This is a genomic window from Salipiger bermudensis HTCC2601, from assembly GCF_000153725.1.
Lineage (GTDB): Bacteria > Pseudomonadota > Alphaproteobacteria > Rhodobacterales > Rhodobacteraceae > Salipiger > Salipiger bermudensis.
In genome coordinates, this window is the sequence record NZ_DS022276.1 from 1,336,781 (window position 1) to 1,356,645 (window position 19,865).

A 19,865-nucleotide genomic window follows, 5' to 3' on the forward strand; every position below is an offset into this window, starting at 1 on the left:
ACCGCCGGAACGCATGACGCTCGCAGGCCGCGGCGGCCTCAGCTCTTGGTGTTGCGCCGCCGCGTGACCTTGCGCTTGACCTTGGAGTCCTTGCGCTTTGCCTTGGCCTCCTTTCGGCGCGGCGGTCCGCTGGGGCGGCCACGGCCGCCGGGGCCACGCGCCCGGCCACGCCCGGGCCGGCCCGAGCCACGGCCCTGCGGCATCTCGGCATCCTCGAGCTCGAGCAGGTCCAGCGCAATGCCGCCGGTGACCGGTGCGGCCTCGACAAGCTTCACCCGCACCCGCTGCCCGAGCGTAATGATGGTACCGGTGTCCGCGCCCATAAGCGTTCCGGCCTCACGGTCGAAATGGAAATACTCGTTGCCGATATTGCGCATCGGGACCAGCCCGTCGGCGCCGGTCTCGTCGAGCTTCACGAAGATGCCGAACTTGGCGATGCCGCTGATCCTGCCACCGAACTCGGCCCCGATCCGATCCGAGAGGAAGGCCGCGAGGTAGCGATCATTGGTGTCGCGCTCGGCCATCATCGAGCGCCGCTCGGTGTCCGAGATGTGCTGCGCGGTGGTCTCGAGCGTCTCGATCTCGTGCTCGCTCAGCCCGTCATCGCCCCAGCCATGCGCCTTGATCAGGCCGCGATGCACGATGAGGTCGGAATAGCGCCGGATCGGCGAGGTGAAATGCGCGTAGTTCTGCAGCGCGAGGCCGAAATGTCCGAAGTTCTTCGGGCTGTAATAGGCCTGCGTCATGCTGCGCAGCGTGGCGATGTTGATCAGCTCCGCCTCTCCTGCCGGCGGCGTCGTGCAGCAGCTTGTTGAGATGCGCGGTCTTCAGAACCTGCCCTTCGCCAGCGTCAGCCCCGCCGCGTCGGCGGTCTCGCGCAGGCTCTCGAGCTTGTCCGCCGGCGGCTCCTCGTGGACCCGGAACAGCAGCGGCGTGCGCTTGGCGATCAGGGTCTCGGCGGCGCAGACATTGGCGAGGATCATGAACTCCTCGATCAGCTTGTGCGCGTCGAGCCGCTCGACGAAGTTCACCGAGGTCACCTTGCCCTCGTCGCTCAGCACCACCTTGCGCTCTGGCAGGTCGAGATCCAGCGGTTCGCGCCGGGCGCGGGCGTCGCGCAGCGCGGCGTAGGCGGCATAGAGCGGCTGGATCACCGGCTCGAGCAACGGGCCGGTCTTGTCATTGGGCTCGCCGTCGAATGCCGCCTGCACCTCCTGGTAGTTCAGCGAGGCGGGCGAGCGCATCAGGCCCCGCACGAACTTGTGCGATTTCTTGTTGCCCTCCGCATCGATCACCATGCGCACCGCGAGGCAGGCGCGCGGCACGCCCTCGTGCAGCGAGCACAGATCGCCCGAAAGCCGGTCGGGCAGCATCGGCACCACCCGGTCGGGGAAATAGCTCGAATTGCCGCGCTTCCTGGCCTCGCGATCCAGCTCCGAGCCGGGGCGCACGTAATGCGCCACGTCGGCGATGGCGACCCAGATCACGTGACCGCCTTGGTTCTTGGGATCCTCGTCAGGCTCGGCGAAACAGGCATCGTCGTGGTCGCGCGCGTCCGACGGGTCGATGGTGACCAGCGGCAGCTCGCGCAGATCGGTGCGGCCCTTGAGCCCGGCGGGCTTCATTGCGTCGGCCTCGGCCAGCACCTTCTCGGGGAAGTCGTCGGGGATGCCGTGCTGGTGGATCGCGATGAGCGACACTGCCCTGGGCGCAGTGGGATCGCCGAGGCGCATCACGATGCGCGCCCGCGGCAGGCCCATGCGGGTGGCGCGGGGGCCGGCCTGCTCGGCCTCGACCAGTTCACCGTCCTGCGCGCCGTGCGTGGCGTCGGGCGCCACCGTCCACTCCTTGTCCGAGCCCTTGTCGATCGGCAGGATGCGGCCGCCCTCGGCGCCCTTGCGGAAGATCCCCACGACCTTGAGCGGGCTGGCCCCGATGCGGCGGATCAGCCGGGCCTCGTAATTGTGATCGGCCTCGTGCACCACCTGCAGCCGCGCAAGGATGCGGTCGCCGTCGCCAAGCGCCGGATCGGTGGCGCGGGGCACGAACAGAACCGTCGGCTCGACCCCTTCGCCATGCCATTCCAGCGGCTGCGCGAACTGGTCGCCGTTTTCGTCGGCGGCTTTCATCTGCAGCACCGTGACGGGCGGCAGGCGGTCCGGGTCGCGATAGGTCTTCTTGCGCTTTTCCAGATGCCCCTCGTGCTCCAGCTCCTTGAGCAGGCGCTTGAGGTCGATCCGCGCCGCGCCCTTGATGCCGAAAGCCTTGGCAATGTCGCGCTTCGAGGTGAGGGTCGGGTTCGCGGCAATCCAGTCGAGGATATCCGGTTTGGTCGGCAGTTTGCTCATGGCCCTGAGCTAGCACGGCGCACCGCCCCCGTCATGGCGATTCTGGCGTTTCGTGGCGCAAGGACGGGGGCCGCGAGGAATTTCCCGCCTAGACGCCCGGCGGGTTGCCGGTGTCGTGATCGCCCGGCACGTTCAGAGGCACCGCGTGGCAGATCTCGCGCAGCGCGCCCTTCAGCCCTTCCTCGAGCGTCGGGTGGTAGAACGGCATGTCGAGCAGGTCGCCGGCGGTGATCTTCTGGCCGATGGCCAGCACCAGCAGGTGGCCCATGTGATCTGCGCCCGGACAGAACAGATCCGCCCCGATCAGGCGCCCGTCGGGCGCGGCAGCGTAGAGCCGGGCAAGGCCCGTGTTTTCGGCATCCACCTTGGCGCGGCCCTGATCGGTGTAGTCGGCGCTACCGATCTTGGCGCTGTCATCGGGGCTGTCACCCAGCATCACCAGCGGCGGCTCGGTGAAGGTGATGGCGAAGTTCACCTTGCGGTCCGAGCGCACCAGCGCCGGATAGGCCACGGCGTTGCGCCCCGCGATCGCCCCCTCGTCCGAGGCCTCATGCAGCACCGGGCGGCCGGCATTCGAGTCCCCGGCCATGAAGATCGGCGCGTCGCCGCACTGCATGGTCTCGGGATCGATCTCGGGCATGCCCTTGTCGTCCAGCGCGAGACCGGTGGTCTCGAGCCCGAGGCCCTGAACGTTGGGCGGACGCCCCGTCGACACGAGCACCTTGTCGAAGGTCTCGCTCTGGCCCTCCCAGTCGATGCGCACGCGGCCATCCTGCTCGGACGGCTGCGGGTCGGTACCGAGATGCAGGTCCATCTCCTGCGCCATGGCCTCTTGCAGCGCGGCGTGGACCTTGGCGCAGCGCACCTGCGCCAGCGTCTCCTGCTGGTCGAACAGCGCCACCCGCACGCCGAGCCGTGCCATCGCCTGCGCCAGCTCGAGCCCGATGACCCCGCCACCGATCACCGCGAGGCTATCGGGCAGGTCGTCGAGCTCGAACACCGTCTCGTTGGTCAGCGCCAGATCGCCAAGATCGGTAAAGGGCCCCGGCACCATCGGGCTCGAGCCGGTAGCGATGATCACCGCATTCGCCGCGACCGTGCGCCCGTCATCGAGTGTGAGCGTGGTGGCGGAGGTGAAGCGCGCCCGCGCCTGCACCCGGATTTCCTCGGGGAGGTCCATGATGCTGTCGCGGGTGGCCTGCGCAAAGCGGTCGCGGTGCTCGCGCACCCGGCGCAGCACGGCGGGGCCGTCGATCCTGACCTCGCCGGTCTCGACACCAAAGACCCCCGACTGCCGCGCGCCATGGGCGCTGCGGGCGGCGGCGATCAGCAGCTTGGAGGGCATGCAGCCCACCGTGGCGCAGGTGGTGCCGGCGAAGCTCGGATCGATCAGCAGCGTCTTGGCGCCGTGCTTGCGGGCGTTGCGCTCTGCCGCAAGACCGGCAGTCCCGGCCCCGATGATTGCTACGTCGCATGTGAGATCCGCCATCGCTTTCCCTTCCCCCGGCCCCGCCGGTCAATCGCTACAGACGATCAACCGGCGGTGTCCGGCAGAGGTTCCCGGCGCGCGGCGGCGTGACGCGGATCAGCCGGCGAAATAGTCGCGCAGGATGCGAGTGTAGATCTCCTTCAGCCGCGCGATCTGGTCCACAGGCACGTTCTCGTCGACCTGGTGCATGGTCTTGCCGACCAGCCCGAACTCGACCACCGGGCAGTGATCCTTGACGAAACGCGCATCCGAGGTGCCGCCCGAGGTCGAGAGCTCCGGCGTGCGCCCGGTCTCGGCCTCGACCGCCGCAGCGACCAGATCCGAGAGCGGCCCCGGCGGGGTCAGGAAGCTCTCGCCGGAGATCTTGATCTTGACCTCGGTGGTGGTGCCGAACGCGGCGTCGACCTTCGCGGCCTCCTCGCGCAGCCAGTCCGACAGCGCCGCGCCGGTATGGATGTCATTGAAGCGGATGTTGACCGTGCCGCGGCTCTGCGCCGGGATCACGTTGGTCGCCGGGTTGCCGGTGTCGATGGTCACCACCGCCAGCGTCGAGGCGTCGAAATGATCGGTGCCGGTGTCGAGCTCGTGCGAGGCCAGCCGGTCCATCAGCCGCGCCATCGCCGGCATCGGGTTCAGCGCCCGGTGCGGATAGGCGGCGTGGCCCTGCGTGCCGGTCACCGTGAACCACGCCGAGAGCGAACCGCGGCGGCCGATCTTCATCATGTCGCCCATCTCGGACGGGCAGGTCGGCTCGCCCACGAGGCAGACCGACATGCGCTCGTCCTGCTCGGCCATCCAGTCGAGCAGCGCCACGGTGCCATCGGTCGCGTCGCCCTCCTCGTCACCGGTGATCGCCAGAACGATGGCGCCGTCCGGGGGCGTATCGGTGACGAAATCCATCGCGGCGGCGGCAAAGGCCGCGACGCCGGATTTCATGTCGGTCGCGCCTCGGCCGAACATCACGCCGTCGCGGATTTCAGCTCCGAAGGGATCGCAGCTCCAGGCCGCGGCATCGCCCACCGGGACCACATCGGTATGGCCGTTGAAGCCGAAGCTGCGCGCATGCCCTTTCTCGCCCCAGCGGGCATAGAGGTTCGAGGTGCCGTTTCGGTCCACCCGGGTGCAGGCAAACCCCGCCTCCTCGAGCAGCCCCTGCAGCAGCACCAGCGCCCCGCCCTCGTCGGGCGTGACCGAGGGGCAACGGATGAGATCGGCGGTGAGGGCGACGGGATCGGTCGTCATGGCACGGTTCCTTGCTGTGTCTGCGCTTTGGCTACCGCGATGGACGCGCGAGGGCAAACCCTGCCTCGGGACGGGTCGGGACGGCCGCGCAGCTATGTCACAGGACAATCGAACTGGCCTGTCAGGGCGGCTCGTGCTAGGACTCGATGCATAAAAAAGGGGAAAATGCCTGCAGCGCGGCGGCGCTTGGGATCTTGCGGAACCCTCTGTCAAACGACGCCACACGGAAGATCCGGGCAGGCGCACAAGGACAGCGCGCGAGGGCCGCAAGAGGAACAATGCGGGCGTGCCACAAAGGAACAGTGCGCGCGTGCCGCGCGACGGGCAATGTGACAGGCATGGGTACGGCAGGGGTTTCTTCACGTCATCGCCGCGCGGGGCAATGCGCCGCATGAGCTGGATCGCCATTTCGGGCGAGGGCCGCCGCTGGACCGATGACCGCGTCTTCGAGGCCGCGCTGCGCCCGCGCGATGCGCTGTTGGCCAAGGGCTCGCTGCTGATCGAGACCCGGCTTTCGGCCGATGGCCGGCCGCAGACCCTGCTGGCCTTCGAACGTCATCACCCGTGGCCCGGGGGGCTCTCGCTTCAGGCGCTGCCCAATGGCAGCATCGTGCTGGTGATGAGCCAAGGCGACGACGCCTTCCACACGCTGCTGCAATATCCCGACGATGCCCGCACCGACATCCTGCGCGTGACTTTCAGCTGGGATTCGACCGCGCGCTGGGGCCAGCTGGCGCTGGAGCGACCCGAAAGCGACCGCACCGCCCTGCGCGAGACCCCGCCCCCGCCGCCGCTTCTGCTCGAGGACCTGTTCAGCATGGTGCGCCGGCCTCAGCTCTGCCGGACTGACCCCGACCTGATCTTCTTCGCCGTGTCCGACGAGGTCGAGCCCGTGGGGCCGATGCCCTCGCTCACCGGCCGGGTGCCGGTCGAGACGCTCGATGGGCCCCGGCCGGTGGCTGAGTTGCAGAGCGGCGACACTGTCCGGACCCGCTGTGGCGAGCTCGCCCCGGTGTTGCAGCGGCTGAGCCGGGTGGTGCCGGCGCTTGGCTCCTTCACGCCGGTGCGGCTGCGCGCGCCCTATTTTGGCCTGAGCCGCGATCTCGTCGTGTCACCGCACCAGCGGCTGGTGATCGGCGGCTCGGAGGTGGAATACCTGTTCGGGCGCGAGGCGGTTCTGGTGCCGGCGCTGAGCCTTGTGAACGGCTTTGCGGCGGTGCGCGAGGAGGGCGCGATGACGCTGCGCTACCATCAACTCCTGCTGCCGGCGCATGATGCGGTGATGGCCGGCGGTGCGGCGCTCGAGAGCCTCTATATCGGGCGTCTGCGGCGCTCGCGGACGCATCTTGGGGCCTCTCTGCTGGCCGATTGCCCGACCGGGCTTCTGCCCGAGCAACATCGCAAGGGCTACCAGGTGCTGCACCCGTTCGAGGCGATCACGCTGGCCCAGGCGCGGGTGGCCTGATCGGCGCGGGCAGAAGATTTTTCGTCCGAAAAATCTTGGGCGACCTCAAGCCTTGTCGAAGAACGGGGTGACCTGCGCGACGATGACGGAATTCTCCTCGAGCGCGCGCGCCATGAGTTCCTGCTCGTCAGCCTCGATCTCGTGGCCCTGCGCCCGGCGCTCTTCCTCGGTGCCGTAGCCGGTCACATCGAGCGGCGACAGATCGGCCTGCTTGAGGATCGCAACGGTCTCGCGCACCGCCTCGGCCTCGTCGACTCCGCTGGCATAGCACATCAGCGCAGCCCCGGTGGACTTGTCGGGCAGGCCGTCGCCGGCCTTGCGGCCGACCTCGACCAAAAGGGTGTAGACCTGCTGTCTCGATGGTTTCTTGCTGGCCATGCCTGACGTCTCCCGCGTTTCGGGCGGGATGCGGCAGGCATGGCCGCGAGTCAAGCCCCGCTCGGGCCGAGACTCAGGGCGCGAAGAGCTCGACCGCCACGGCGCAGCAGTAGATCAGGATGAGAAGCACCGACTCGATGCCGATACGCGCCGGACCTTCGCGCTGACGCAGGATCAGGCCGCCGAGCAGGATGGCGGTCATCAGCATGCCCGTGGCAAGCCAGTAGAGATCGGTCTCGCCCACCGCCTGAAAGATCGAGCCGTCGCGATAGGCCACGTCCGAGAACACCAGAAAGAGCGTGTCGAACGTGTTGCCCCCGATGATCCCACCAACCGCCAGCTGCAGCGCACCACGACGCACGGCGACAAGGGTCGTGACCAGTTCGGGCAGCGAGGTGATGATCGCGGTGATCAGAGCGCCGACCAGACTGGAGGACAGCTCGTAGCGGGTGATGAACGTTCCGGCCACCTGGCTGATGACCCAGCCCGACAGGCCCATGATGGCGACCAGCCCGACGAAGATCAGTGCCGGCCGCAGCACCGGGGCGTTGGGATCGTTTTCCTCGTCCGGCTCGTCCTTGCGGGTGTCCGAAGTCTCGACCGGGCGCCACATCGGGCGCTCGCCGACGATCGAGGACAGCCGCACGCCCCAGAGATAGCCGAGGAACATCACCAGCGAGACCGGCGAGACACCGAAATAGGCGATATCCGGACCGGCCATGGCGGCGATCGGCATCGACAGCAGGATCAACAGCATGACCGCCTGGAACAGGTTCGCCGGCTCTGCGGCGGCATGTTCGAGGTTCACGCGCTTGTAGAACAGGTCCGCCAGCCCGAGGAACAGCGTCTGCGCCGCGATGCCGCCGACGGCGTTCGACACCGCGAAGCTGGCGTCGCCGCCATAGGCCGCCGTGACCGACACCACCACGCCCGACAGCGAGGTGGCGCCGCCGAGCAGGATGCCGCCGGCCATCGCTTCGCCAAGCTTGGTCCGGTCGGCAATCAGGTCTGCAAGGGTCGTGGCGCGGATGGACGCGGCCACGACAATGGCTCCTGCGAGGGCGAAAATCCCCAGCAGGAGCGGGAGCGAGAGATCCTGCATCAAGAGGTCAGCTTCGGACTTTGCGCACGACCCAGATCAGCGCGCTGGCGCCGATGATGCCGACAATGAGCTGCGGCACCCAGGTGTTGGCCGCGTAGATGCCGAGCAGCGACAGCACGAAGTTGAGCACCACCGCGCCGACGATGCCGAGGATGACGTTCATCAGAATGCCGGTATCGGCCTTCATGATCATGCTGGCGATCCAGCCGGCCAGCCCGCCGACGATGATGGATGCAATCAGGCCGAGACCCATGAGATATACCCCTGTCAGTTCCAGTTAACAGAAAGGGAACATGCGGCGCGCCGGAAGGTTCCGCAGCGGGAGCCTCGGATCGGATTTGCGTCGCCCGGACCGCTGAAATGCAACGCGGCGGCCCCGAAGGACCGCCGCGCGGAAGGCTTGGCGATGTCGTGCCGCGATCAGTCGCGCAGCAGCTCGTTGATGCCGGTCTTGGAGCGGGTCTTCTCGTCGACGCGCTTGACGATCACCGCGCAGTAGAGGTTCACGCCGTTCTTCGACGGCATGGTGCCAGCGACGACCACCGAGTAGGGCGGCACTTCGCCGTAGAACACTTCGCCGGTCTCGCGGTCGACGATCTTGGTCGACTGGCCGAGGAAGACGCCCATGCCGAGCACCGAGCCCTCGCGCACGATCACGCCCTCGACCACCTCGGAGCGGGCGCCGATGAAGCAGTTGTCCTCGATGATGGTCGGGCCGGCCTGCATGGGCTCGAGCACGCCACCGATGCCGACGCCGCCCGACAGGTGCACGCCCTTGCCGATCTGCGCGCAGGAGCCGACGGTGGCCCAGGTGTCGACCATGGTGCCCTCGTCGACATAGGCGCCGAGGTTCACGAAGGACGGCATCAGCACCACGCCCGGCGCGATATAGGCCGACTTGCGCACCACGCAGTTCGGCACCGCACGGAAGCCCGCGGCCTTCCATTCGCTGTCGCCCCAGCCCTTGAACTTGCTGTCGACCTTGTCCCACCAGCCGCTGCCCTGCGGGCCGCCGTCCTGCATCTCCATGTCCTTGATGCGGAAGCCGAGCAGAACCGCCTTCTTGGCCCACTGGTTGACGTGCCAGTTGCCGTCATCCAGCTTTTCCGCGACGCGCAGCGTGCCGCTGTCAAGCGCGTGGAGCGTGGCCTCGATGGCCTCGCGGGTTTCACCCCCGGTCGACGGGGTGATGGTGTCGCGCGCCTCCCAGGCGGCTTCGATGGCGGCTTCGAGCTGTGCGTTGGACATCTGTGTCTCCTCGTGCGATCCGGTTTCCAGCCCTATAACGGGCGACCCGCCTTACGGCAACGCATCCCGAGGTCGCCCTTCGCAGGAAAGGATGAGACGCATGGCCAAGGCAATCCACAGCATGATCCGGGTGCTCGACGAAGCGCGTTCGCTGGCCTTCTACGAGACCGCCTTCGGGCTCACCGTGGCGGACCGGCTCGACTTCCCCGAGTTCACGCTGGTCTATCTCTCGAACGCCGAGACCGGGTTCGAACTCGAACTCACGGTGAACAAGGACCGCACCGAGCCCTACGACCTGGGCGACGGCTACGGCCACCTCGCGGTGTCGGTCGATGATCTCGAGGCCGAGCACGCCCGCTTCACCGCCGAAGGCCTCAACCCGCGCAAGCTGGTGGAGTTCGCCCCGACGGGCGAGGTGGTGGCGAAGTTCTTCTTCGTAGCCGATCCCGACGGCTACCAGATCGAAGTGCTGGCCCGCGAGGGCCGCTTCGCCTGAGGCCGCCCACGCCTCAGTCGGCAAAACAAGACCCTGCGATATCGCTCGCAGGGTCCCCTTGTCCGAAGGCATCCCTGGGCGCCGCGAACCCGCCGACCGCGAGGTGACAGGTGCGGGCGGCGACCAGCGTCAGAGATGGCCCCGGAACGCGCTCAGTACCTTCTCGTAGACGTCGCGCTTGAACGGCACGATCTGGCCCACGACCTCGTCCGCCGCCAGCCAGCGCCAGGTCGAGAACTCGGGATGCTCGGTGGCGATGTTCACCTGATCGTCACTGCCGTGGAAGCGCAGCAGGAACCACTTCTGCTCCTGCCCGCGATAGCGCCCCTTCCAGATCCGCGGCACGATGTCATGCGGCAGGTCGTAGGGCAGCCACTCCTCGGTCTCGGCCTCGACGCTCACCAGCTCCGGGGCCACGCCGGTCTCTTCCCAAAGCTCGCGCAGGGCCGCGTCGCGCGGGGCCTCGCCCTTGTCGACACCGCCCTGCGGCATCTGCCAGGCCGGCACCTCGCTGTCGATGCGCTGGCCGACAAAGACCTCGTTGTCGGCATTCACGAGCATCACGCCGACGCAGGGGCGGTAGGGAAGCTTGGCGATGTCTTCGGGGGTCATGTGGCGGCCTTGTGCTGAAAGAAGAAGGGCGGGGAATTCCCCGCCCTTTCCCCTATCACTCGAGGTTCTCGGTTTCGAGCACCGTCAGACCCTTGAGGATGTCGATCGCGTAGGCGAGCTGGTAATCCTCTTCGCGCAGCGCGGCGGCCTGCTCGGCCTGCTCGCGTTCCTGCTCGATCTGGCGGATTTCCTCTTCGCTGAGGCTGTCATTGTCGAGACGGCCACGCAGGTCGGCCTCGGAGCGGCTGAACGGGTTCGCCGCCTCCTCCTCGCCGTCATCCGGGCGCGGGCGCGGCTGTTCCACGACGATGTCGGGCGACACACCAAGCGCCTGGATCGAGCGGCCCGACGGCGTGTAGTAGCGCGCGGTGGTCAGGCGCATGGCGCCGTCGCCGCGCACCGGCATCACGGTCTGGACCGAGCCCTTGCCGAAGCTCTTGGTGCCCACCACGACCGCGCGGCGGTGATCCTGCAGCGCGCCGGCAACGATTTCCGAGGCCGAGGCAGAGCCGCCGTTGATCAGCACGACCATCGGCTTGCCGCTGGCCAGATCGCCCTCGCTGGCGTTGTAGCGGTCGCCATCCTGCGGGTCGCGGCCCCGGGTCGAGACGATTTCGCCCTTGTTGAGGAACGCGTCCGAAACCTTGATCGCCTGGGTCAGCAGGCCGCCGGGGTTGTTGCGCAGGTCGAGCACCACACCGTTCACCTCATCAAGGCCGCCGGCCTCTTCGATGCGCTCGGCAAGCCCTTCCGACAGGTTCGGGAAGGTCTGGTCATTGAAGGTGGTGACGCGCAGCACCACGGTGTCGCCCTCGAGACGGGTACGCACGGCGGTGAGCGTGATGGTGTCGCGGGTGATGGTCACGTCGAAGGGCTCTTCCTCGCCCTCGCGCGCAACGGTGATCACGATGTCGGACCCAACCGGGCCGCGCATCAGGTCGACCGCCTCGTCCAGCGTCATGCCCAGCACGCTCTCGCCATCGACATGGGTGATGAAGTCGCCGGCCTCGATGCCGGCCTCGAAGGCGGGCGTGTCGTCGATCGGCGACACCACCTTCACAAAGCCGTCTTCCTGCGTCACCTCGATGCCGAGACCGCCGAACTCGCCGCGGGTCTGCACCCGCATGTCCTCGGCGTCGTCCGGGGGAAGGTAGCTCGAATGCGGGTCGAGCGAGGTCAGCATCCCGTTGATCGCGGCCTCGATCAGGTCGCCCTCGTCGACCTCTTCGACATATTGCGCGCGGATGCGCTCGAAGATGTCGCCGAACAGGTCGAGCTGTTCGTAGACACTGCCGGACTTCTCGCTCTCCTGCGCCAGGAGCGGCCCGACAAACTGCGTTGTCGCGACGACGCCGGCGACCGTGCCACCGAGCGCGGCCATCAGAAACTTGTTCATGCCCATATCATCCCTTGTCGCTTGCGAACCACGTGAGCGGGTCCACGGGCCTGTCGCCCTGTCTGACCTCTATATAGAGCGTTTCCGTGCGTCCAGCGCCACCCCCTTCAACAGATGGTGACGGGTCGCGTCCCGCAGCGCGGCCGCCCATCAGCCCCACCGGGCTGCCTGCGGGCAGCACTTCGCCGGTCTGGCCATAGAGCACGTCGAGCCCGGCAAACACGAAAAGCAGGTCGGGCTGGAGCTCGAGAATCGTCACCAGACCGTAATCGAGCAGCGGTCCGCTATAGCGCACGGTGGCCGCGGTGGGCGTGGTCACGAGCGCCTCGGGCAGGGTCGCGACCACGATTCCGGGGCGGGTGACGCCGGCGGCATCGGCCTCTCCGGCGCGCCGCAGGATCTCACCCTGCACCGGCATCCCGAGCGCGCCCTTGCGGTCGTCGATCGGCGGCAGCTGGGTGCGGGTCTCGTCCTCGGTGATCTGCGAGAGCCCGCTGGCAAAGCCCTGCAGCGTCTCGGTCGAGGAGATCAGGATCGCGGTGCGGATCGGGTCCTCGGTGAAGCGCTTGGGCAGGTCGGTGCGGTCGGCCACCGCCTGGCTGAGCTCGGTGCGGGCCTCCTGCACGCCGGTGAGCCCCTGCTGGAGCGTCTGGGCGGCGCTCTGCTGCAACGTTCGCAGCGCGGTGACCTCCTCGAGATCCGAGCGCAGCGCTTCGGCCTGCGCGTTCAGCCCCGGCGTCACCGCCGCCAGCATCATGCCCGCGCGCGCAGCGCCCACCGGGCCGTCGGGATGCAGCATGGCGCCCGGTGCGGCGCGCCCGCCCATGCTCGACAAGACACCCAGAAGCTGGGCGATCTCGGCCTCCTGCCCCTGCAGGCGGCGGCTCAGCTCGGTCTCGCGGATGGCCGCCTCACGCAGCCCGTCGCGCATCGCGGCAAGGCCCGCCTCGTAGGCCTTCACCGTGGTGGTCAGCGCCCGCACGCGGTCGCGCGCGCTCTCAGCCCGGTCGAGCTGCTCCGAAGCCTCTTCGAGCGCCCCGGCGGCCTGGCGCGCGGCAGCGCCCGGATCCTGCGCCAGGACCGGGGCGGCGAGCAGCGACAGGATCAGCGTCAGCCGCAGCATCAGTCGATGAGACTCGTCCCGGTCATCTCTTCCGGCCGGTCGAGTCCCATCAGCTGCAGCAGCGTCGGCGCCACGTCGGCGAGCCGGCCGTCATGCACAGTGGCGCCCTCGGGGCCGCCGAACAGGATCACCGGCACGAGATTGGTGGTGTGGGCGGTGTGCGGACCGTCGGTGGCCTCGTCCCACATGGTCTCGCAATTGCCGTGATCGGCGATCACCACCATCGCGCCGCCGGCCTTCTCGAGCGCCGAGACGACCTTGCCGAGCCCGTCATCGACCGCCTCGCAGGCCTTGATCGCGGCCTCGAGATCGCCGGTATGGCCGACCATGTCCGGGTTGGCGAAATTGGTCACGATCAGGTCGTAGCCGGCCTCGATGGCCTCGACGAACTTCTCGGCCACCTCGGGCTCGGACATCTCGGGCTGCATGTCGTAGGTCGCCACCTTGGGCGATTTGGGCATGAAGCGGTCCTCGCCCTCCTCCGGGGTCTCCTTACCGCCGTTGAGGAAGAAGGTCACGTGCGGGTATTTCTCGGTCTCGGCGAGGCGGAACTGCCGCCGCCCGTGCTTGGCCACCCATTCGCCGAGCGTATTGACGATCTCGCGCTTGGGATAGGCGGTGGTCATGTAGGCGTTGTGATCGTCGGAATACTCGACCATGCCGAGCAGCGCCGAGAGCTCGGGCTTGTCGCGCTCGAACCCGTCGAAGTCCGGCGCGCCGACCGCCTTGAGGATCTCGCGGGCACGGTCGGCGCGGAAGTTCATGCAGAAAAAGCCGTCGCCCGCGTCCAGCCCCGCGTAGCCGTCGATCACCGTGGCCGGGATGAACTCGTCGGTCTTGCCGTTGGCGTAGCTCTGGCTGACGGCGGTCACCGGGTCGGGCGCGGTCTCGCCCTTGGCGAGGATCATCGCGTCATAGGCCTGCTGGATCCGCTCCCAGCGGTTGTCGCGGTCCATGGCGTAGTAGCGGCCGATGACGGTGCCGATGGAGGCGCCTTCGGGCAGGCTGTCGCCGAGGTCCTTCACGAAGGCCTCGCCGGATTTCGGCGCCACGTCGCGGCCATCGGTGATGGCGTGGATGATGACGTTGCAGCCAAGGTCGGTGAGCATCTTCACGCCGGCCTTGATGTGTTCGATATGGCCATGCACGCCGCCATCCGAGACCACGCCCATCACATGCGCGGTGCCGCCAGCGTCGAGAACCTTGGCGGCGAAGGACTTGATCGCCTCGTTGTCGAAGAACGAGCCGTCCTCGATGGCAAGGTCGATCTGGCCCAGATCCATCGCCACGACCCGGCCCGCGCCGATATTGGTGTGGCCGACTTCCGAGTTGCCCATCTGCCCCGACGGCAGCCCCACATCCGGTCCGAAGGTCACCAGCGTGGCGTGCGGGCAGGAGGCGTAGAGCCTGTCCATGGTCGGGGTCTTGGCGAGCTTCGGCGCGTTGAACGCCTCCTCCTCGCGCAGGCCCCAGCCGTCGAGAATGGTCAGGACAACGGGTTTCGGCGTGGTCATGTGGGAGGCCCTCCTGATGCGGTCAGGGCAGGCTTAGCAGGGTTGACGAGGGATGTGGAGAGGACGCAGCGCCGCGCGGTCGGGATGGTCTTTCGGGCAATAGCGTTTTGCCGAGCTCAGGTCGGAAGTACGGGCCGCGCAAGCGGCGGGACGCGCCTTCCGGATGTGCGCCTGTAGCGCTCTCGCCTATGGCCAAGGTCCGATCAACAGAGCAAGCCGCGCAAGCGCCGGACCGTGGTTTGGCGCTCGTCCCGTCGAACCCCTCGATTTATCCCGGCCAAGTCCGAAGGACCTCGACACGCCGCGCTGATGTCACCAAAGCGCCAGACCGCGGTGACGGTCCGGCGTTTGCGCAGCGCCCTTCGGGCTTGATTCCGCGCCGGGGCATTGTCCAGACGCGAACAAGGCGGGCCGTCTCCGCCCCGCCTGGATCCTATTTCTCGTGAATGCCCTTGAAAGGCGCCTTGCTCGAGGTCTTCTGATCCATGAAGCGCCCCGTCTTGCTGGCGCGCTTCCCTCAGCTTGCGTTCAGAGCCTCACCCCTGCAGCGACTTCACCACGATCTCCCCCTCCTCGCGGGCCTTCATCGCCATCACCGCGGCGTGGGCGCCGGCGGCAGTCGTGAAGTAGGGGATCTTGTCGTAGAGCGCGACCGAGCGGATCTCGCGGCTGTCCTCGACCGCGGCGGTGCCCTCGGTGGTGTTCAGCACCAGCTGGATGCCGCCGTCCTTCATCAGGTCGACCACGTTCGGACGGCCCTCGTAGACCTTCTTGACCCGCTCGCAGGCGATGCCCGCCGCCTCGAGGAAGGTCGCCGTGCCGCCGGTGGCGATCAAGGTGAAGCCCATCTCGACCAGCACGCGGGCCGCCTCGAGCATCTGGTCGGTCTTGTCCGCGTCCTTGATCGACACGAACACCGCGCCCTCGGTCGGCAGGTCGGTGCCGGCGCCCATCTGCGCCTTGAGGAAGGCGCGCGGGAAGGAGCGGTCCCAGCCCATGACCTCGCCGGTCGAGCGCATCTCGGGCCCGAGGATGGTGTCGACGCCGGGGAAGCGGGCGAAGGGCAGCACGGCCTCCTTGACCGAGAACCACGGCATGTTCGGGTCGGCCAGGGTCATCTGGTCGGCGATCGGCACGTCGCTGTCATAGTCGGTATCGGCGGCGTAGCCCTCGCGCATCGGGAAGGCCGAGAGCTTCTCGCCCGCCATGATGCGCGCGGCGATTGAGGCGATGGCCGAGTCGGTCGCCTTGGCGACGAAGGGCACGGTGCGCGAGGCACGCGGGTTGACCTCGATGAGGTAGATCTCGTCATCCTTGACGGCGAACTGCACGTTCATCAGGCCGACCACGTTCAGCGCCTTGGCCAGCGCCTCGGTCTGCACCTTGACCCGGGCGATCACGTCATCCGAGAGCGAGTAGGGCGGCAGCGAGCAGGCACTGTCGCCCGAGTGCACGCCGGCCTCCTCGATGTGCTGCATGATACCCGCCACGTGCACCGCCTCGCCGTCGCAGAGCGCATCCACGTCGAGCTCGACGGCACCGTCGAGATAGCTGTCGAGCAGCACCGGGCTGTCGCCCGAGACCACCACGGCCTCCTTGATGTAGCGCTCGAGATGGGCCATGTCGCGGACGATCTCCATCGCCCGGCCGCCCAGCACGTAGGACGGACGGATCACCAGCGGGAAGCCGATGCTGTCGGCGATGGCCAGCGCCTGAGCGTCGGTCGAGGCGATGCCATTCTTCGGCTGCTTGAGCTCGAGCTCGTTCACCAGCGCCTGGAAGCGCTCGCGGTCCTCGGCGAGGTCGATGGCGTCGGGCGTGGTGCCGAGGATGGGGATGCCCTCGGCCTCGAGCGCGTTGGCAAGCTTCAGCGGCGTCTGGCCGCCGAACTGCACGATGACGCCGTGCAGGGTGCCGTTGGACTGCTCGACCCGCAGGATCTCCATCACGTGCTCGAAGGTGAGCGGCTCGAAATACAACCGGTCCGAGGTGTCGTAGTCGGTCGACACGGTCTCGGGGTTGCAGTTGATCATGATGGTCTCGTAGCCCGCGGCGGTGAGCGCGAAGCAGGCGTGACAGCAGCAGTAGTCGAACTCGATGCCCTGGCCGATCCGGTTCGGACCACCGCCGAGGATGACGACCTTCTTCTTGTCAGAGGGCCGCGCCTCGCATTCCACCTCGCCCATCATCGGCTCTTCGTAGGTGGAGTACATGTAGGGCGTCTGGGCCTCGAACTCGGCGGCGCAGGTGTCGATGCGCTTGAACACGGCCGTCACGCCAAGCCCGGTGCGGCGGCTGCGCACGTCCTTCTCGGAGAAGCCCGTGAGCTTGGCGAGCCGGGCATCGGTGAAGCCCATCATCTTGAGCTGGCGCATCCCCTCTTCGGTCTGCGGCAGACCGTTGGCGCGCACCTCCTCCTCGGCCTCGACGATCTCGCGGATGCGGTCGAGGAACCAAGGGTCGAACATGGTGACGCCGTGGATCTCGTCATTCGAAAGCCCGTGGCGCATGGCCTGCGCGATGGTGCGGAGCCGGTCCGGGGTCTGCTGGCTGATCGCCTTGATGACGGCGGATTTCTCCGGCGCGCCCTCGATCTCGATCTCGTCAAAGCCGGTGAGGCCGGATTCCATCGACGCCAGCGCCTTCTGCATCGATTCGTGGATCGTGCGGCCGATCGACATCGCCTCGCCCACCGACTTCATCGCGGTGGTGAGGTAGGGCTCGGCCCCCGCGAACTTCTCGAAGGCGAATTTCGGGATCTTGGTGACGACGTAGTCGATGGTCGGCTCGAAGCTCGCCGGCGTCACCTTGGTGATGTCGTTGTCGAGCTCGTCCAGCGTGTAGCCCACGGCAAGCTTGGCGGCGATCTTCGCGATCGGGAAGCCGGTGGCCTTGGAGGCCAGCGCCGAAGAGCGCGACACGCGCGGGTTCATCTCGATCACCACCATGCGGCCGTTTTCCGGGTTCACCGCCCATTGCACGTTGGAGCCGCCGGTCTCGACGCCGATCTCGCGCAGCACGGCGATCGAGCCGTTGCGCATGATCTGGTATTCCTTGTCAGTCAGGGTCAGCGCAGGGGCCACGGTGATCGAGTCGCCGGTGTGCACACCCATCGGGTCGACGTTCTCGATGGCGCAGACGATGATGGCGTTGTCCGCCTTGTCGCGGACCACCTCCATCTCGAATTCCTTCCAGCCGAGCAGCGACTCATCGACGAGGATCTGGTTCACCGGCGAGGCATCCATGCCCGAGCGGCAATAGTGGATATAGTCCTCGCGGTTGTAGGCCACGCCGCCACCGGTGCCGCCGAGCGTAAAGGCGGGTCGGATGATCGCCGGCAGGCCGACGGTTTCAAGCGCCTCAAGCGCCTGCGCGACGCCTGCGTCGAGATCGGCCTTGCCGTCCGGCTTGGTGGGGGCCGTGACAATGGTGGCGGCCGGGTTCTCGAGGCCGATGCGGTCCATCGCCTCGCGGAACAGCGCGCGGTCCTCGGCCATCTCGATGGCCTCGCGCTTGGCGCCGATCATCTCCACGCCGAACTTCTCGAGCACGCCCATTTCCTCGAGCTTTAGCGAGGTGTTGAGGCCGGTCTGCCCGCCCATCGTCGGCAGCAGCGCGTCGGGGCGCTCCTTCTCGATGATCTTGGCGACGACCTCGGGGGTGATCGGCTCGATATAGGTGGCGTCGGCGAGCTCGGGGTCGGTCATGATCGTGGCCGGGTTCGAGTTCACCAGAATGACCCGGTAACCTTCTTCGCGCAGGGCCTTGCAGGCCTGTGCGCCGGAATAGTCGAACTCGCAGGCCTGGCCGATGATGATGGGCCCTGCGCCGATGATCATGATGGATTTGATATCGGTTCTTTTGGGCATGTCTCGACCTCTGACTTGGGGCGTGTTCCGGGCGTTTTCTGCAGGCATGCGACGACGTGCGGAGGAGTCGCAGCTGCCCGCAAATTGTCGTGCGTTATAGACATCGGAAGGCGCGCTGCAACCCCATACCGTTCGCGCTGACACGCCTTCGGGCGAAGAATTTTCGGACGAAAATTCTCCGTGCCTGACGTGGGGGCCGTCGCGGTCCGCGCTACTGGGCGGCCTGCATCATCCGGTCATCGCCTTGACCGCGAGAAAGGTAGTCACGGGTCACCGGCACCGCGTCCTGCCTGTGGGCGAGCTGGAGGTGGAAGACGCCCTGATACATCTCCTCGAAAGTCGCTTCACAAGCAACGAGATAGAAGCGCCACATGCGCACGAAGGTCTCGTCGTACATCTCGCGTACCTTGGGCAGTGCCGCCTCGAACCGCGCCCGCCAGTGGTGCAGGGTCGGGCCGTAATGGCCGCGCAGCACCTCGACATCGGTGGCCCAGAGTCCGGTCTTCTCGACCGAGGCCGAAACCTCCGAGAGCGAAGGGACATAGCCGCCGGGGAAGATGTACTTGTCGAGCCACATCGACGTGGGCTGCGGTTCAGATAGGTGGCCGATGGTGTGAATCAGGGCGATTCCATCCTCGGCGAGCAGCTCGTCGACCTTCGCGAAATAGGAATCGAGATGCGGGAAGCCGACATGCTCGAGCATGCCCACGCTGACGATCCGGTCGAAGGTTTCACCAACCTTTCGATAATCAAGCAGCCGGAACTCCACCTTGTCCGAGAGCCCTGCCTCCTCGGCCCGGGCCTGCGCCGTGGCGAGCTGGTTCTCCGACAGCGTCACCCCCACAACCCGTGCGCCGTAATCACGCGCCAGCGTCAGCGCCATGCCGCCCCAGCCGCAGCCGATATCCAGCACCCTCATCCCCGGCGTGATCCGCAGCTTGCGCGCGATCAGATCCTTCTTCGCCGCCTGCGCCGCCTCGAGCGTCATGTCCGGGCGGGCGAAATAAGCGCAACTGTACTGCATGTCCTCGTCGAGGAAGAGGCGGTAGAGATCGTCGGAGATATCGTAGTGATGCTGCACGTTCTTCTGCGACCGCAGCGGATTGTTGCGCTGCTCGATGCCGCGGGTCCAGCCGCGCAGCGCCTGCACCGTATCGAACCACCTGGGCATCGCGCCCGATTGCTGGTTGCGGATCAGCAAAGCCATGAACGGGTAGAGCTGCTCCGGCGACACGTCGATGCGGCCATCCATGTAGCCTTCACCCAGCGCCAGCACCGGGCGCTGGCCAAGCTCGCGCACGATGCTCTCCTCGGTGAGCCGCACCTTGGCCTCGAGATCGCCGCCCGGCCCGTAGGCGGTGATGCGTCCATCGGGCCATGTGACGCCCAGACGGCCCGTCACAACGAGTTTTGCCAACATCTTGTCGAGGACGGTTCTCCACATACCGGACCCCCTTTTTTGCAATGAATTCAGCCAAGCCTCACGCGGGGAAACGCACCGCGGGCATTAACCAAGGTTAACGCCTGCCGCCTTTTCGGCAAGATACCGGCCCCATTCGCTTGACTTCCGGCCCTTCGCGCGG

General features: G+C 67.3%; 15 protein-coding genes and 1 pseudogene. 2 read left to right on the top strand and 14 right to left on the bottom strand.

Features of this window, described 5'->3' with window-relative positions; genetic code table 11:
* Window positions 1-38: 38 nt before the first annotated feature.
* The 4 genes and pseudogenes from R2601_RS27265 to dapE form a co-directional block, all read right to left on the bottom strand.
* Window positions 39-527, bottom strand: a complete 489-nt coding sequence (locus R2601_RS27265; RefSeq protein ID WP_311135724.1) for a S1 RNA-binding domain-containing protein — start codon at window positions 525-527, stop codon at window positions 39-41.
* 108 nt (window positions 528-635) lie between these two features.
* Window positions 636-2,348, bottom strand: a pseudogene (locus tag R2601_RS27270) (ribonuclease R family protein); the annotation flags it as partial.
* Window positions 2,349-2,436: 88 nt separating this feature from the next.
* Entirely contained in the window at window positions 2,437-3,837 is a 1,401-nt protein-coding gene (locus R2601_RS06405) for a dihydrolipoyl dehydrogenase (protein ID WP_007795340.1), read from the bottom strand.
* A 96-nt stretch (window positions 3,838-3,933) separates the two neighbouring features.
* Entirely contained in the window at window positions 3,934-5,079 is a 1,146-nt protein-coding gene (gene dapE, locus R2601_RS06410) for a succinyl-diaminopimelate desuccinylase (protein WP_007795343.1), read from the bottom strand.
* Between the two features lie 391 nt (window positions 5,080-5,470).
* On the opposite strand from dapE, the gene R2601_RS06415 reads away from it, so the two are divergent.
* Complete coding sequence (locus tag R2601_RS06415) at window positions 5,471-6,544, top strand: Hint domain-containing protein (RefSeq protein WP_040545184.1); 1,074 nt, start codon at window positions 5,471-5,473, stop codon at window positions 6,542-6,544.
* Between the two features lie 45 nt (window positions 6,545-6,589).
* Here the strand turns inward: R2601_RS06415 and R2601_RS06420 are convergent, their stop codons facing one another.
* The 4 genes from R2601_RS06420 to dapD all read right to left on the bottom strand — a co-directional run bounded on the left by R2601_RS06420 (window position 6,590) and on the right by dapD (window position 9,272).
* On the bottom strand, window positions 6,590-6,922 hold the full coding sequence (locus tag R2601_RS06420; protein WP_007795348.1) for a DUF8846 family protein: 333 nt from the start codon (window positions 6,920-6,922) through the stop codon (window positions 6,590-6,592).
* A gap of 73 nt (window positions 6,923-6,995) precedes the next feature.
* On the bottom strand, window positions 6,996-8,027 hold the full coding sequence (locus tag R2601_RS06425; RefSeq protein WP_040544423.1) for a sodium:calcium antiporter: 1,032 nt from the start codon (window positions 8,025-8,027) through the stop codon (window positions 6,996-6,998).
* Between the two features lie 4 nt (window positions 8,028-8,031).
* Window positions 8,032-8,277: a GlsB/YeaQ/YmgE family stress response membrane protein gene (locus tag R2601_RS06430; RefSeq protein ID WP_007795355.1), complete on the bottom strand. Its 246-nt coding sequence runs from the start codon at window positions 8,275-8,277 to the stop codon at window positions 8,032-8,034.
* Between the two features lie 167 nt (window positions 8,278-8,444).
* The gene (gene dapD / locus R2601_RS06435) at window positions 8,445-9,272 is read right to left on the bottom strand and encodes a 2,3,4,5-tetrahydropyridine-2,6-dicarboxylate N-succinyltransferase (protein ID WP_007795358.1); all 828 of its coding nucleotides are present in this window, start codon (window positions 9,270-9,272) and stop codon (window positions 8,445-8,447) included.
* Between the two features lie 100 nt (window positions 9,273-9,372).
* Between dapD and R2601_RS06440 the strand changes: the two genes are divergently transcribed.
* Window positions 9,373-9,768 carry a VOC family protein gene (locus R2601_RS06440; RefSeq protein ID WP_007795360.1) on the top strand — a complete coding sequence of 132 codons (396 nt, stop codon included), beginning with the start codon at window positions 9,373-9,375 and terminating at the stop codon, window positions 9,766-9,768.
* A gap of 129 nt (window positions 9,769-9,897) precedes the next feature.
* On the opposite strand, the gene R2601_RS06445 is transcribed toward R2601_RS06440, so the two are convergent.
* The 6 genes from R2601_RS06445 to R2601_RS06470 all read right to left on the bottom strand — a co-directional run bounded on the left by R2601_RS06445 (window position 9,898) and on the right by R2601_RS06470 (window position 19,726).
* Complete coding sequence (locus R2601_RS06445) at window positions 9,898-10,380, bottom strand: RNA pyrophosphohydrolase (RefSeq protein WP_007795363.1); 483 nt, start codon at window positions 10,378-10,380, stop codon at window positions 9,898-9,900.
* A 55-nt stretch (window positions 10,381-10,435) separates the two neighbouring features.
* A complete protein-coding gene (locus R2601_RS06450; RefSeq protein WP_040545186.1) occupies window positions 10,436-11,776 on the bottom strand; it encodes a S41 family peptidase in 1,341 nt (446 codons plus the stop codon).
* Window positions 11,777-11,783: 7 nt separating this feature from the next.
* Window positions 11,784-12,899, bottom strand: coding sequence for a murein hydrolase activator EnvC family protein (locus R2601_RS06455; RefSeq protein ID WP_007795372.1), 1,116 nt, complete (start codon window positions 12,897-12,899; stop codon window positions 11,784-11,786).
* Window positions 12,899-14,413, bottom strand: coding sequence for a 2,3-bisphosphoglycerate-independent phosphoglycerate mutase (gpmI, locus tag R2601_RS06460; protein WP_007795374.1), 1,515 nt, complete (start codon window positions 14,411-14,413; stop codon window positions 12,899-12,901). Before gpmI ends, R2601_RS06455 begins: the two co-directional genes overlap by 1 nt.
* A 536-nt stretch (window positions 14,414-14,949) precedes the next feature.
* Entirely contained in the window at window positions 14,950-18,282 is a 3,333-nt protein-coding gene (gene carB, locus R2601_RS06465; protein WP_007795380.1) for a carbamoyl-phosphate synthase large subunit, read from the bottom strand.
* A 211-nt stretch (window positions 18,283-18,493) separates the two neighbouring features.
* A complete protein-coding gene (locus R2601_RS06470; RefSeq protein ID WP_007795383.1) occupies window positions 18,494-19,726 on the bottom strand; it encodes an SAM-dependent methyltransferase in 1,233 nt (410 codons plus the stop codon).
* Between the last annotated feature and the right edge of the window lie 139 nt (window positions 19,727-19,865).